Below are 13823 nucleotides of genomic sequence, written 5' to 3' on the forward strand. Positions count from 1 at the left end.
AAAAGAAGTTGCCAATTCTGACAACTTCTTTAAGAAATCAGCCTGAATAATGCGTAGGCGGATGGTTATGCGCAATCTCGATCTGGTTCAAAATATGATTGCTCATATTTCTCGCCATTTCCTCTTTGGCATAGTACACCTCGCCAATATTGTCACGGCGAATCACTTCGGCTTCTTCCTTGCTTTCCGCACATAGCAGGATCTGAATAGCAGGGTTTAGGGTCTTGGCAATATCCACGATTTTATGGATATCAATAATATCCATCGGTGAGATCACCAATAGACGTGCATGCTGAATGTGAGCCTGAATCAACACACCGGGTTCAGTTGCGACACCAGAAACTGCCGCAATGCCTTTTTTACGCAAGTTCTCTACGATCTCACGGTTTTCTTCGGCAATGACTACCTTAATATCTTGCTCCATTAGAGATAAGGTAATTCGACGACCGACTTCACCATGACCCACAATCACCACCTGATCACGCAGATAGTCCTGCGAGACCTCATCCGGTAGCATGGCAAGCGGATCACCACTACGCTCCAATAAGCGCGCCAGAGACGAACGTTCGCGGATCCATTTTTGTACCGGTTCTACTGCTGAGAAAATAAACGAGTTCAGGGTAATCGAAATCAGGGCACCCGCTAGAATCAGGTTTTGTCCATCGAGTGACAATAGATTTAGCGATACACCAAGTGCGGCCAGAATAAAAGAGAATTCACCGATTTGTGCCAGAGATGCACCGACGGTGAGTGCCGTATTGATTGGGTAGCGGAAGAACAGCACCAGTGCCATCGCTGCGATGGTTTTACCAATCATGATAATACCGAGCACCGCCAACACATGAAGTGGCTGATCCATCAGGATACGCGGATCAAACAGCATACCGACGGACACAAAGAACAGAATCGAGAAGATTTCACGCAGCGGTAAGGTTTCTTCTTCGGCACGGTGGCTGAAGTCAGACTCTTTCACTACCATCCCGGCAAAGAACGCACCGAGTGCCATGGATACGCCAAAGACCTTATAAGCCCCAAAGGCAATCGATACGGCTGCAGCTACGACGGTTAAGGTAAATAGCTCACGTGAGCCTAAACGTGCCACCACCTGCATGATCATTGGCACTAAACGTTTACCAATAATCAGCATGAAAGCAATAAAGCCGGCTACTTTGAGCAAGGTAATGCCTAAGGTGATCCAGACATTCTGATCGCTACTACTGCCTTCCAGAGCCTGACCACCGAGCAGTACTGCAGTTGCGGGTAATAATACCAGTGCCAGCACCATAACCAGATCTTCCACTAGAAGCCAGCCGACTGCAATTTTCCCGTTAATGGATTCGAGCAGGCCACGATCACCCAGGGCTTTGAGAAGTACAACAGTACTGGCACAAGACAGGCTTAAACCAAAGATCAAGGCAGAGCCAAAATTCCAGCCCCAGAGCATGGAGACCCCGACCCCGAGCAGTGTCGCGACTGCAATCTGCAAGACTGCACCCGGCAAGGCAATACGCCTGACCTGCATCAGGTCATTCAGAGAAAAGTGCATCCCGACACCAAACATCAGGAACATGACGCCAAGTTCGGCCAGCTGGTTCGCCAGATGCACATCTCCAACCACGCCTGGGGTGTTCGGGCTAATCAGAATCCCGGCAACCAGATAACCAATCAGTGGGGGAAGGCGTAGACGTGCAGCGATATAGCCAAAAACCAAGGCCAAGCCAAAACCGACAGCTAACAGGATAATGAGCTCTACGTCATGTGGCACTAAACACTCCTTTAAAATAAATTTTATGAAATTTCAGTTTTTTATGGGAAATAAGCACAGAAAATGCCAGAAGAAACAGAAAGTTTATCAAGCCGCATAAAAAAAATGCAAAAAAAAACGACCGGGAAGGTCGCTTTTTTCAAAAAACTAAAATTATTTGATTTTAGCTTCTTTGAAGATTACGTGTTGACGGATTTTTGGATCAAATTTTTTGATTTCCATTTTTTCCGGCATAGTACGTTTGTTCTTAGTAGTGGTATAGAAATAACCTGTACCAGCTGAAGAAACTAAGCGAATCTTATCACGCATTGTCCTGACTCCTTACTTAGATCTTTTGACCTTGAGCACGAAGGTCAGCAACAACCTTTTCAATGCCCAATTTGTCGATAATACGCATACCTTTAGTGGTTAAACGAAGACGTACAAAACGTTTTTCGCTTTCTAACCAGAAACGGTGGTGGTGCAGGTTCGGCTCGAACCGGCGCTTAGTTTTGTTGTTGGCGTGTGAGACGTTGTTACCAACGACTGGACGCTTGCCGGTAACTTGGCAAACCTTAGACATGGTGTAACTCCATTGATTTAGCCAACAGCAAATCTGTATGGCCAGTCAAAAATAAACGGATTGAATTCATTCAAGGGGCGTTTTATATCAAAAATGCGCTTAAAAGACAAGCGATTTTGTCTAAAACGAAGCATGAGCCCGTGTGATAGCTCATGCCTTGATCATTTATCGAAGAAGTGTCTTCGAAATCAGCTTATGGATCGGCTTATTAAACGGAGGCAGAATGTATTTCAAGCTATACAGCTTAGGATTCGACATTACAGACCGTTCATGCGACAAACTGAAGAAGCCTTCTGGCCCATGATATTTACCCATACCGGAAGCACCGACACCACCAAATGGCAGGTCATCCTGTGCGACATGGGTTAATACAGTGTTTTGCCCGAAATGCCCTGAATGGGTACGCTGTGCGACATAATCAGCACGCGCCTGATCAAAGTCGAAATAGTATAATGCAAGTGGACGCGGACGGCTATTAATAAAGTCGATAACGTCGTCAATTTGATCATATTCCATGATCGGCAGGAGCGGCCCAAAGATTTCATGCTGCATGATCTGCATGCTTGGCATAACATTGGTCACGATGGTCGGTGCAATTTTACGCAGGTCTGCTGGCGATTCATTACGTGGATTGATTTCAATAATCTGCGCGCCTTGCTCACGGGCATCATCCAGATAACCTTGCAAACGATTGTACTGCTTGTCATTGATAATCGAGGTGTAATCCTGATTATGGCTGATGTCCGGATACATGCTTTCGACACAGGCTTTAAAATGATCGATAAACTCGGCAGTTTTGCCACGCGGCAGGAACATATAATCCGGTGCCACGCAGGTTTGGCCCGCATTCCAGAGCTTGCCCACGGCAATACGCTGAGCTACATCACGCAGGTCAATGGATGGATGCACTAGTACAGGGGATTTGCCACCCAGTTCCAGAATCACAGGTACCAGATTTTCCGCAGCTGCTGCCATCACGGTTTTACCCACAGCCGTTGAGCCGGTAAAAATCATCTTGTCAAAAGCCAGTCGGCAGAAGGCATCAGATACCGTACCGCCACCATTCACCACGGCAACCAGTTCTTTAGGAAAGGCTTCAGCTAAGGCTTTTTCCAGTACCTTGCCAAAAGCAGCCGATGAACTGGAAATTTTGATCATGGCATGGTTGCCCGCAGCTAACGCACAGATCAGAGGACCAATGGATAATAATAAAGGGTAGTTCCACGGTGCGATGATGCCGATCACGCCTAGAGGTTGATACTGTACCCAGGCTTTTGCCGGCTGGTGAATAATACCGACATGACGCTTGGACGGTTTCATCCAGCCGGTCAGGTTTTTGCTGTAATATTTAATATGTTCAAGACAAGTCAGTAACTCGCCAATTTTGGTTTCCCCGATAGAGCGGTTACCATAGTCTTGATTAATTGCATCGGCAAATTGATCTTGATACTTAACTAAGATACGCTTAAGCCGAGCTAAACGATCGATACGTTCCTTTGCAGTCGGCAGTGGGTAGCGTAAGTAGGCGTGTTTTTGTTGAGCCAGAATTTCATTGAGGTGCTGGCTATCAAGAAAATGTGGTGTCATTGAAGTTGTTTTTGTGTGACTGTTCATGCCGCACTACCATTATTCAAAATCGATTAATTAATTTTTAGAGCAAATACTCTAATTAGTCAAGTTACTTTGTGTGTTAGTCTACTAATGCATGAACTGAATGGTTATTTTAGGATGTCCCAAACCAAAACGTTAAAAACCAAAGAGCGTATCTTACAGCTCAGCTTGCAGTTGTTTAATGAACGTGGCGAACGATCTGTAACCACCAACCATATTGCTGCTGAACTCGGCATGAGTCCGGGTAATCTGTATTACCATTTCCGTAATAAAAATGAAATTATCAAGGAACTGATGGAGCAGTATCAGCATCAGACGCTGGAAATGCTGGCACTTCCGGAAGACCGTGCTCTGGATGCCAATGACAAGATTCATTATTTTCAGGTACTGAGCAGTCAGCTTTGGGCTTATCGTTTTCTGCACCGTGATGTATACCATCTGGTCGAAAATAACGAAGATTTCCGCAAGCTTTATCCGCGTTTTGCCGGACAGGTGATGCAGCAGGGACAAAAAATTTATAAAGCCTTCGTAAATGCCGGCCTGATGGAAATGACCGATTCAGAAATTGAAGCGCTGATCATTAACCTCTGGATCGTGCTGACCAACTGGACCAACTTCCTGTATATGTCGGGTCATATTACCGATTCCAACACTCTGGAAGAAAAATGGGTCTGGCAGGCACTGCGTCAGATGGTGTTCCTGGAAGGTGCTTATCTGCGTGGTGAAAGCCGTCAGACGTATGAAAGCTTACTTAACTCGTTCGGTTCTTCAGAGCTGTTTGCCAGTCTGTCGTCGCCTAAACCGCCTGAATCTGAACAAACTATTCAGAATATCTAAGAAACGCGTTAGAATACTCGGCTTATTTTTTTAATTTAACTAATTAGTGACCTTAACCAACATGAATATGACGACTGCTAATACCGCACGTTTATTGATTACTTGTGAAGACAAGCCAGGCATCGTGCAGGCTGTTTCAAGCTTCTTGTATCATCAGGGTGCCAACATTACGGCGCTTGATCAATACGCGACAGCAGCGCAGGGCGGACGTTACTTCATGCGTGTTGAGTTTGAACTGGACAATCTGCAAAGCCGTAAAGAAAGCCTGTTGCAGACTTTTGCTGGCAATGTTGCAGAGCGCTATGGCATGCACTGGCGTCTGGCACTGGTCAGTGATGTGAAGAAGGTCGGTATTCTGGTTTCTAAAGTCGACCATGCATTGCTTGAACTGCTATGGCGTCATGCACGCGGCGGTCTGCCATGTGAAATCACTAAAGTAGTATCGAACCACGAGACTCTACGTGAATCAGTAGAAAACTTTGGTATTCCGTTTGAAGTGGTTCCGGTGACCAAAGAGAACAAACGTGAGGCCTATGCACAGATTGATGAACTGATGCAGGGTAATGACCTGCTGGTATTAGCCCGTTATATGCAGATTCTGGATGAAGAATTCGTAAGTAAATGGGAAATGAAAGTGATCAATATTCATCATTCATTCCTGCCAGCATTCGTGGGTGCCAATCCATATAAACAGGCTTATGACAAAGGTGTAAAATTGATCGGTGCAACTGCACACTATGTGACAGCCGATCTGGATCAGGGTCCAATCATTGAGCAGGATGTGGAGCGTGTGAACCATGACTTTACTGTGGAACAGCTGCGTGAACTGGGTCAGGACGTTGAACGTAATGTGCTGGCACGTGCAGTGAGATGGCATCTGGAAGACCGTGTGATTGTCGACGGCAATAAAACTGTCGTGTTCCAATAAGCGCTTGCATCTCTGTTTAAAAAAGGCATACTTTAAGTATGCCTTTTTTTGTTTGAAACAAAAATAATGGAGAAAAGTGGGATTAGTAGTTGCAAATGAAAACACTTCTCATTTATTATTGGCGTACTTTAATTGTGCTAACCGATGAGCTTGATAGTTTGTTTCGTATCATCTCTTCGAGGTAAATAGATTTAATGAGTCAAGTTGCTGCTCCCATGACACCACCACCGTCAAATCAGATGAAAAAGAAAGTCGTTTCTATTCTGGCGGCGGTTCTGGTTGGACACGTGGGTCTCTTATGGGCAGTCAGCCAGATGGAAGCACCTGAACTGAAACAGGTCGATAAAGAACCTTTAAAGGTTCGTTTCGTCAAACTTCAGGAAGCCCCAAAACCTTTACCACCGAAGCCAAAGCCGCCAGAGCCTAAACAAGAGCCACCAAAGCCGAAAGAAGTTAAAATTGTAGAAAAACCGCTGCCACCGCCACCCAAAAAAGTAGAAAAAATTGAGCAGGTGAAAAAAGCAGAAACGCCTAAACCTGTTACTGCACCGCCAGTTGAAGCCAAACCGGCACCAAGTCCAGTGGTTCCTGCGGTCGTGACTGAAACTAAAAAAGTGGCACCTGCGCCTGCACCGGTCGCGCCACCAGCACCTGTCGCACCGCCGACTCCACCTGCACCGAAAAGTGTTGCAATTGGCGGCGGCGTATCTTGGCAGCGTGCACCAAAAGTGTCGCTCTCGGCAGGAGAATTAAAATCAGCCTGTTCATTGGTGGTGGATGTATCTGCAAATGAGCAGGGGAAAGTGGTCTCTGCGACCGCACGAAATTCGAGTTGTAGTCCGGCCGTTACGCGCAAAGTTGAATCAGCGGTACGTCGTGCACAACTGACCAAATATGTTGAAAATGGTGTGGCTTATCCAACCCGAGTGGAACAGCCTTTCGATTTTCAGATTACCAAATAACGGCTAACCCATTAGGAGTTCGAATATGAACTTTTCAGTTTATTGGCAACACGCTGATGCAGTCAGTAAAACACTGTATTTCGTGTTATTGGCAATGTCGATTGCGACATGGACCATTTTTGTGCTGCGTTTAATGGGCACTCGCCAACTTAAACAGATTGCCTATGCTCAATTATCTAAAGCATTAGGACAATTGAAAAATAAAATGACTCCTTTGGCATTTGAACAACGTAAAGCTGTAGCTGAGCAGGCTTTATTGCGTCAGATCGCATTAGAAAAAGGTAATGCGGAAAAAGGTGTATCTGTCTTGGGTACCATCGCTTCAATTTCACCCTTTGTCGGTCTGTTCGGTACAGTATGGGGGATCTTCCACGCACTGGTTGCCGTGGGTAAGAGCGGTCAGGCAGGTCTGGCACAAGTAGCCACTCCCGTGGGTGAAGCGCTGATCATGACCGGTCTGGGCCTGGCTGTGGCAATTCCTGCGGTACTTGCATATAACATCTGTGTACGTGTTAACCGTACTTTAAGCAATGAACTGCAAGACCATGCACATAGCTTATTGATTGATACCATGTTGCAACAGGACTCTTCTGCAAAGAAGACTGATGCGAAAGTAACACAAGACAGTTTAGTTGGAGGTCAAGCTTAATGGCTTTTCAATTGGGTGAAGACAACGATATAGGCATGAATGAGATGAATCTCATTCCCCTGATCGACATCATGTTGGTATTGATGATCATCTTTCTGGTGACAGCGACCGTTGCGAACCCATCAATTCCATTAACCTTACCGCAAACCACTGCAGAAATTATTGACCTGCCACCGGAAAATGTCACCATTAGCATCAATGCAAAAGGTGATGTAGCATGGAACGGCGATGTGCTGACTCTGGAACAGCTTGAAACCCGTTTCAATGAGGCGAGCCAGGCAGAGCGTCAACCGACCATCGTATTGAAAGCAGATAAAGAATCACGTTATGACACCGTTGCTCAAGTGATGTCACGCGCGAGTGGAGCCGGACTCAGCGATATTGCTTTTGCAACCGATAATTAATTTTTTGCTCTCAATGAAAAAAGCGACTGATCTCAGTCGCTTTTTTATTGCCTTAATTTAATAGGGCATTTGATCAAGCAGAATCCAGTTTAATGAGTTTTAAGCAGCGTCATAAACTTGTGTTGTAATTTGTTCAACTTAGGTGGAATCGCAAAATTACAGTAGCCCTGATTCGGATTCTTGGCAAAGAAATTCTGATGATATTCTTCGGCAGGGTAGAAAGTCGGTGCAGGGCTAAGTTCAGTCACAATATTCAGCCCTTCAGCTTTCAATGAATCTATTGTGAGCTGTGCAGTTTCTTTTTGCTCATCATTAAAATAATAAATCACAGAACGATATTGCGTGCCGACATCATTGCCCTGACGGTTTAATGTCGTTGGATCATGGGTTGCGAAAAAGACTTCGAGCAACTGACTATACGTAATCTGATTTTCATCAAAATCGATCAGGATCACTTCGGCATGATTGGTATCACCGCCACAGACTTGCTCATAGGTTGGATTAGGATTTTGTCCGCCCGCATAGCCACTGACGACCTTCTGTACGCCCTGAAGCTGTAAAAATACTGCTTCGGTACACCAAAAGCATCCACCACCAAATAGTGCTTGTTGCATGGTTAAGTCCTCATCATTGTAGAGTGCTGATTATTGAATGTTCATATGAGTATGAAAGATATAAAGCCTGCATGACACAGGCTTTTTGTAGTCAGAACTTAGCGAGGCTGTACTGCACTTTCTAACTGGATGAGTAAATTGCCATGACGGTCCATTAATTTCAGGGTTTTACCATAGACCTGATAATGGGTCACTTTGCTCAGTGCCTCCTTAAATTTCTGATCCAGACCTTCATTATCTAGACAAGCCATTTCAGTACTCGCTATCTGGCTTAAGTTAAGGGTGTCTTTGCCGGCAGTGTAGCTGCCCATGACACGGTTACAGCCATCTGCGCCAGACACGCGTTGAGTCGCTGCATCGAATTGCAGACTTGGAATATTGCGTGCTGTCGGTGCTGTAGTAATTTCGGTATTGCCAATCTGGTTCACAATCCAGGTACGATTTTGCAAGAGCTGTAAATTATTTTCAGTTTTGACTGATGAGGTACTCGGTACGGTTTCACAACCTGACAGCGTAAAAACTGAACCTAAAATCATGATTGCTGTTAATTTTTTTAGCATGCGAGAGACTCTAATTCTGAGTTAGCTATTTGTATATAAACAAAAAAATGCAATATACGCCAGTTGATTTTGTATCTTTCTTTAAGTTGGATAACTTGGAAAATTATCTGGAACTCGGCTCAGGTAGGCCTTGACGCAGGCGTTGTGAATACTCCTGACTGGAGATCTGACCGGTATCTCTAACTCGTGGATTAACGTGTGCACGCTGATACCAGGTTTGTATATCCCAGCGTTGATCTAGCGCTTTTAAATCATATAAATAATTAGGTAAATATCCAGAAGCCAGCAAGCGGTAATCTGAAGGAAGCTGTTGTTGAGATACTGCCTGAGCCATATCAAAGACCAGCGTCGTGCAGTTACTGCTCAAGGTGTTATACCATTTAGGTTCTTTGGCCAGTTCATCAGCCTTACGCAGATATTCTTTAAATAGGGCCTGAGCTTCTGCTTGCGGCATTTTGACCGGAAAAAAGTAAACCTGCTCACCACGAATATTGCTACGCGTATATACAATATCTTTCTCATCTGAGGCGACCAAACTCAGTTCATATTTTCGGAAGAAGCCACCAATAGCAGAAAATTTCTCATCCTTTTCTTTGCGAATTTCGATCGAGAAGGCGAGCGGTTTCTGATTGGCAAAATTAAAACTGACCAGCGTATGGGCAATTTTAGGTCCCATCCAGTAAGAGGTAATAATGTTTACCCCGGTAATGTCGTTTAGATCAAAACTCCGGCTTTCCCAGCGTTCGGTATATTGACCCTCTGCTTGCCAGTCAAAATTACGGATATTGTGCAAGGTGACTTGATTGCCTTGCTGCTCATAGGAGAGCAGTCGGGAAACTTCAGGATTCCAGTCACGATCCTGACGAGGTTCTATGCTTAAATAAGCCAGTAAGCTGACCAGAAAGGCTAGCAGATAAAGCACTGTATCCACCTGGCGGGAAATCAGATGCTTGGTGAAATAAATGCCCAAGACCACACAGGCAAATAGAAGCCAGAGACCGATCAGAATGATGCTGCCAATTTTACCCAAGGGTTGTTGCACCCAGAGCATCAGGCTCAGCCAAAGACTTGAACACAGGACAAATACACTAAACAGACTCCCTAATAACCACAGGCTCCAATGCTTTTCTGAATTTTCTTGTCCTTGCATGTTCAATCTTTTATAGAAAATAGGCTTTATTTTCTGTATGTTGCGAACTCAAATGCAATACCGGTTTTGTCATCGATATGTTGTTCTGATGCAACTTTTTTGAACTGGGCCGGAATTTCCGGATAGTAGGCGTGACCTTGCACATCCAGTTCAACATGGGTCAGTTCCAGACGATCAGCGATCTCCAGAGTCTGTTTAAAGATTTCACCACCGCCAATAATAAAAATAGCATTCGGTTTTTCTGAAGTCTGCACATCGGCCACGGCTTGAGTCAAGGCATCTTCAATCGTATGCGCGACTTTGACGCCTTCAAAAGACCAGTCAGGATCGCGGGTAATCACCCAGTTCACACGTTTAGGCAGCGCACGGCCCATCGACTCAAGCGTTTTACGGCCCATGACAATCACGCCACCCTGGGTAATTTCCTTAAAGTGCTTGAGATCTGCTGAGATATGCCAAGGCAGATCATTGTCTTTACCAATACAGCGCTGCTGATCCATTGCCACGACATGAACGACTTCTAAATCCTGAAATGCCATACCCATACTCAAAAACAGATAAAAATTATTGCTATTAAAATGCAAAATCCCACTTTAAGCAAAGTGGGATTTGAATATTTTCCGGGGCTTAACCAGAATTAAACTGCAACTGGTGCTTTAATTCCTGGATGTGATTCATAACCGACAATTTCAATATCTTCGAATTTGAAATCAAACAGGTCTTTAACTTCAGGATTCAGTTTTAACTGGCATAGGCCTAAAGGCTCACGACTGAGTTGAAGTTTGGCCTGTTCAAAATGATTGGCATATAAATGCGTATCACCGCCCGTCCAGACAAAATCACCGACATCCAGATCACACACCTGTGCAATCATATGAGTCAATAGGGCATAGCTGGCTATATTAAATGGAACGCCAAGAAATTTTATGCCCCCATTTTTATGCACACTGCGTTTAGACATAAGGGAATGGGTATCATTATGTCACTGTGCATTTTTTATTTTGCATATTCAGTCTATCTTAAACAAAATAATTGAGCCTAGAGATGGCTTCGAAAAAGTATAAAAATTGCTTCTGTGTTGAAAATTAGTGCCAAAGATTTACTGCTTTAAAATTAAATCGTCTATTACATTCGTCAGTAGTTGCTTGTTATGACGTTGAATTAAACGTGCATCCATTCCTAAAGAAATGGGTTTTTCAACATCTAAAACTAGATGATCTCCAATAAATAGCATTTCTGACATTTCACAGTTGAAATGGGTCTTAATAACTTCATAGATATAATCTTCAGGTTTTATAGCCCCAATCTCATAACTTAAAAAAAGTGCATCAAATACATTTGGAAGCAGCTTTTTAAGTTGCTCTCCGTAAGGCATGGCTACATTAGAACATAGTGCAATTTTAAATCCATGCTCTTTTAATATTTGTAATGTGGATATCGTATCTTTATAAAGTTCAATTGTACTTAACTCAAATAGAAGATCATCGTTGATTTCGTGCAAAAGTTGAGTTGGAATATTTTCTCCAAAGAGCATAGCTAATTGTGCAATATCAACAGGATTAGACATAATAACACTTGCATCTTTGGTGCTTGGTTTTCTACCATTATCTTTTAGCCACTTCATTAACTTGCGATATGGAGATCGGCTTGTACCGATTTTTACAAGTGTACCGAAGGCATCAAAAATAATGACTTTAGGAAGGTGATTCATCATTCTTACTATGGATACTAAATTTATATTTTAAGTAGAAGAGTATGGAAAATGAAAAACTAATTTAGCTAAAGTTTTTAAATCTCTTATATTTTCAAACTTAGAAATTACTATCAGTTTTTCTTCAAAAATACTTCTAATTTCTGTTTCTTCAGAAACCAAATAAAAAGGTTTAAGATCTCCAAAATTATTCATAAAGACTCCCCATTTAAAGGCCCTTTTAAAGTCTTTCCATCCTCTTTTATTATCTACTAAAAGACTGATAATCATATAAGATTCTAAGAACTCTATCATCTTATTTGCTGCTGTATAACGTATTGTGTCGAAGGCGCTTCGCATATTTTCAAGAGATTGAGAATATTCTTTATGTTCAAATAGAAAGACTGCATCAACCCAATTTTTAAGCCATGGGCTGAGAGAGTCATTATTAACTCTATTGTATTGTTCTAACCACACTTCATAATTTGATTCCGAACCCTTTATAAGCTGATAACCATGAATCATATTCTCAATATTTTCTTCAAGGGGTTTCATTATTTTTTCAGCTTTTCCTGTTAACCCTAAGTACCGATGTATGCGTACAGTTGCTGAATGATAAGGTTTATCTTTAGGTATCCAAAGTTCTAATAATTGTCTAACAGTAAACTTTTCCTGCATTTCTAAAAGATTTTTATGACATCTCTGATCATAAGCAATAAGAAGCTCAGTCAAAAAAAACTCTTTTTCTTCTAAGCTCATTGAATTTAGTTCTTTAATAGGTTCCTCAAATAAAATGAGAAAATCTCTTTTTACTGCAGAATAAGCTTGTATGAATAAACCTATATATCTTGTTTTAAAAGAATCACCATATGTTGATGACAATATATTACTGCAGTAGGTCAGGAATCTAGCGATTAAAAGAAATAGGGTATATGTATCTGCTAATTTAGTATTAATCCTTTGTTTTTTAAAAGCTCTATGGAAGGTGCTGAGAATTTGAGAGGTACTCGGCAGTTGAACTTTTCCAGTTAACCAATTTTTGACATTATTTAGGTCTTTATCAGTTTGATCTACATCATCAAGTTGATGAAATGTTTGATATGTAATTTTTTCGGAATCATAAATCCAAGTCATAGCATGGACTAAAGGATTTTTTTCTGAATTGTCTAACCAACCTAATAAGTCGGGTGCTTCAGGATACGAGTCATTTAATAGATATTTGTAGTAAATTTCTGAAGGGAAACATAGACGTGCAATATCAACAATGAATCTTTCAATAAGATTTTCTATATTTTGTTTTTTATTTAAAAACGTATGCTCTTGTAATATTATTCTTAAATAGCCTTTAAATAATTCAACTATTGGATTTACAATAATTTTTTTAAATTTTTCTTCCACAACAAGAGATGTAAGTGAAGAGAATATTTCCTCACTGTAATGATTAAAATTTTCTAAGAAGTTACATTCTTTTTCTTCTGCTAAACGCTTTAGATTTTTATGCAAGCTTTTAGGTTTAATAGAAATATCTAAAATCTCTTCACCTTTTGTCGGGATGAGACCAGTAGCATTATAAAAAAACTTTAATAAATCGCCTTGTGAAGGAAAAGCAACAGGTTTCATAATTTATTCAACTTCTTTAAAGGTTTTAGCTAGGTACTTTTAAGTACCTAGCTGACTTTTACTTTTTAACTTGTGGATTTAGTTGTGTACCACGGTTACCTTGATTCTGATCATATGTACGATTAGTACCTGATGTTCCTTTATTTGCATTACTAATATCTGCATTGTGATTGCTAGTAGATTTTTTAGACATAATATTTACCAATTAAGTAATAGTGAGATTTGATAATAGGCAGATATCTAAAAAAAATTAAAAAAAAATGGCGACATGTTTTTTTCGTTATATTTTTTACTAAATAATTATCAAGATCTTTGTGCAACACAGCCTATCTTGAGTATATTTTTGATGTGTGCTTAAAAAACAGGAGGGTTTAACTTGGTAAACTATACATACTCATTAGGAGTTTACCATGAGCAAGAAACAGAAGACTTACACCGCAGAATTTAAAGCTGAAGCCATAAAAGCCATTG

The 13823-nt window shown here is 41.9% G+C and carries 16 protein-coding genes and 1 pseudogene; 5 read left to right on the plus strand and 12 right to left on the minus strand.

All coding sequences use genetic code 11. From position 1 onward, the window contains the following. Positions 1–37 precede the first annotated feature (37 nt). From FTU72_RS13510 to FTU72_RS13525, 4 genes are all read right to left on the minus strand, one after another. The gene (locus tag FTU72_RS13510; protein ID WP_159123619.1) at positions 38–1765 is read right to left on the minus strand and encodes a cation:proton antiporter; all 1728 of its coding nucleotides are present in this window, start codon (positions 1763–1765) and stop codon (positions 38–40) included. Between the two features lie 153 nt (positions 1766–1918). Next, positions 1919–2074: a 50S ribosomal protein L33 gene (gene rpmG, locus FTU72_RS13515; protein ID WP_001205031.1), complete on the minus strand. Its 156-nt coding sequence runs from the start codon at positions 2072–2074 to the stop codon at positions 1919–1921. A gap of 16 nt (positions 2075–2090) precedes the next feature. Next, positions 2091–2327, minus strand: a complete 237-nt coding sequence (gene rpmB, locus FTU72_RS13520) for a 50S ribosomal protein L28 (RefSeq protein ID WP_000048256.1) — start codon at positions 2325–2327, stop codon at positions 2091–2093. A 165-nt stretch (positions 2328–2492) separates the two neighbouring features. Then, the gene (locus FTU72_RS13525) at positions 2493–3941 is read right to left on the minus strand and encodes a coniferyl aldehyde dehydrogenase (RefSeq protein ID WP_159123618.1); all 1449 of its coding nucleotides are present in this window, start codon (positions 3939–3941) and stop codon (positions 2493–2495) included. Between the two features lie 114 nt (positions 3942–4055). Between FTU72_RS13525 and FTU72_RS13530 the strand changes: the two genes are divergently transcribed. The 5 genes from FTU72_RS13530 (at position 4056) to FTU72_RS13550 (ending at position 7718) form a co-directional block, all read left to right on the plus strand. Beyond that, positions 4056–4775: a TetR/AcrR family transcriptional regulator gene (locus FTU72_RS13530; protein ID WP_034580311.1), complete on the plus strand. Its 720-nt coding sequence runs from the start codon at positions 4056–4058 to the stop codon at positions 4773–4775. A gap of 61 nt (positions 4776–4836) precedes the next feature. Continuing rightward, complete coding sequence (gene purU, locus FTU72_RS13535; RefSeq protein ID WP_004781900.1) at positions 4837–5703, plus strand: formyltetrahydrofolate deformylase; 867 nt, start codon at positions 4837–4839, stop codon at positions 5701–5703. Between the two features lie 194 nt (positions 5704–5897). Beyond that, positions 5898–6665, plus strand: a complete 768-nt coding sequence (locus tag FTU72_RS13540; RefSeq protein ID WP_180033539.1) for a TonB-dependent receptor — start codon at positions 5898–5900, stop codon at positions 6663–6665. A 25-nt stretch (positions 6666–6690) separates the two neighbouring features. Continuing rightward, the gene (locus tag FTU72_RS13545) at positions 6691–7314 is read left to right on the plus strand and encodes a MotA/TolQ/ExbB proton channel family protein (protein WP_180053010.1); all 624 of its coding nucleotides are present in this window, start codon (positions 6691–6693) and stop codon (positions 7312–7314) included. Continuing rightward, positions 7314–7718, plus strand: coding sequence for a biopolymer transporter ExbD (locus FTU72_RS13550; protein WP_180053011.1), 405 nt, complete (start codon positions 7314–7316; stop codon positions 7716–7718). Before FTU72_RS13545 ends, FTU72_RS13550 begins: the two co-directional genes overlap by 1 nt. 89 nt (positions 7719–7807) lie before the next feature. Here the strand turns inward: FTU72_RS13550 and msrA are convergent, their stop codons facing one another. The 8 genes and pseudogenes from msrA to FTU72_RS16435 all read right to left on the minus strand — a co-directional run bounded on the left by msrA (position 7808) and on the right by FTU72_RS16435 (position 13545). After that, positions 7808–8332 (minus strand): peptide-methionine (S)-S-oxide reductase MsrA, encoded by a 525-nt coding sequence (msrA, locus tag FTU72_RS13555; protein WP_004781907.1) that lies wholly within the window; start codon positions 8330–8332, stop codon positions 7808–7810. A 98-nt stretch (positions 8333–8430) separates the two neighbouring features. Then, positions 8431–8892: an META domain-containing protein gene (locus tag FTU72_RS13560; protein ID WP_180053012.1), complete on the minus strand. Its 462-nt coding sequence runs from the start codon at positions 8890–8892 to the stop codon at positions 8431–8433. Between the two features lie 103 nt (positions 8893–8995). Beyond that, entirely contained in the window at positions 8996–10042 is a 1047-nt protein-coding gene (locus FTU72_RS13565; RefSeq protein ID WP_180053013.1) for a DUF4105 domain-containing protein, read from the minus strand. A gap of 26 nt (positions 10043–10068) precedes the next feature. Beyond that, entirely contained in the window at positions 10069–10581 is a 513-nt protein-coding gene (dfrA40, locus tag FTU72_RS13570) for a trimethoprim-resistant dihydrofolate reductase DfrA40 (RefSeq protein ID WP_179993111.1), read from the minus strand. A 98-nt stretch (positions 10582–10679) separates the two neighbouring features. After that, positions 10680–10964, minus strand: a pseudogene (gene thyA, locus FTU72_RS13575) (thymidylate synthase); the annotation flags it as partial. Between the two features lie 177 nt (positions 10965–11141). Next, entirely contained in the window at positions 11142–11753 is a 612-nt protein-coding gene (locus tag FTU72_RS13580; RefSeq protein ID WP_180053014.1) for an HAD family hydrolase, read from the minus strand. Between the two features lie 30 nt (positions 11754–11783). Then, positions 11784–13352, minus strand: coding sequence for a hypothetical protein (locus FTU72_RS13585; RefSeq protein WP_179993109.1), 1569 nt, complete (start codon positions 13350–13352; stop codon positions 11784–11786). A gap of 58 nt (positions 13353–13410) precedes the next feature. Beyond that, a complete protein-coding gene (locus tag FTU72_RS16435; RefSeq protein ID WP_257219750.1) occupies positions 13411–13545 on the minus strand; it encodes a hypothetical protein in 135 nt (44 codons plus the stop codon). Between the last annotated feature and the right edge of the window lie 278 nt (positions 13546–13823).

Source organism: Acinetobacter sp. YH12137, from assembly GCF_013418535.1.
GTDB lineage: Bacteria > Pseudomonadota > Gammaproteobacteria > Pseudomonadales > Moraxellaceae > Acinetobacter.

Coding starts and splice junctions, on each gene's coding strand:
- rpmG (WP_001205031.1), bottom strand. CDS start 2,074: ATGCGTGATAAGATTCGCTTAGTTTCTTCAGCTGGTACAGGTTATTTC.
- rpmB (WP_000048256.1), bottom strand. CDS start 2,327: ATGTCTAAGGTTTGCCAAGTTACCGGCAAGCGTCCAGTCGTTGGTAAC.
- FTU72_RS13525 (WP_159123618.1), bottom strand. CDS start 3,941: ATGAACAGTCACACAAAAACAACTTCAATGACACCACATTTTCTTGAT.
- FTU72_RS13530 (WP_034580311.1), top strand. CDS start 4,056: ATGTCCCAAACCAAAACGTTAAAAACCAAAGAGCGTATCTTACAGCTC.
- purU (WP_004781900.1), top strand. CDS start 4,837: ATGAATATGACGACTGCTAATACCGCACGTTTATTGATTACTTGTGAA.
- FTU72_RS13540 (WP_180033539.1), top strand. CDS start 5,898: ATGAGTCAAGTTGCTGCTCCCATGACACCACCACCGTCAAATCAGATG.
- FTU72_RS13545 (WP_180053010.1), top strand. CDS start 6,691: ATGAACTTTTCAGTTTATTGGCAACACGCTGATGCAGTCAGTAAAACA.
- FTU72_RS13550 (WP_180053011.1), top strand. CDS start 7,314: ATGGCTTTTCAATTGGGTGAAGACAACGATATAGGCATGAATGAGATG.
- msrA (WP_004781907.1), bottom strand. CDS start 8,332: ATGCAACAAGCACTATTTGGTGGTGGATGCTTTTGGTGTACCGAAGCA.
- FTU72_RS13560 (WP_180053012.1), bottom strand. CDS start 8,892: ATGCTAAAAAAATTAACAGCAATCATGATTTTAGGTTCAGTTTTTACG.
- FTU72_RS13565 (WP_180053013.1), bottom strand. CDS start 10,042: ATGCAAGGACAAGAAAATTCAGAAAAGCATTGGAGCCTGTGGTTATTA.
- dfrA40 (WP_179993111.1), bottom strand. CDS start 10,581: ATGGCATTTCAGGATTTAGAAGTCGTTCATGTCGTGGCAATGGATCAG.
- FTU72_RS13580 (WP_180053014.1), bottom strand. CDS start 11,753: ATGAATCACCTTCCTAAAGTCATTATTTTTGATGCCTTCGGTACACTT.
- FTU72_RS13585 (WP_179993109.1), bottom strand. CDS start 13,352: ATGAAACCTGTTGCTTTTCCTTCACAAGGCGATTTATTAAAGTTTTTT.
- FTU72_RS16435 (WP_257219750.1), bottom strand. CDS start 13,545: ATGTCTAAAAAATCTACTAGCAATCACAATGCAGATATTAGTAATGCA.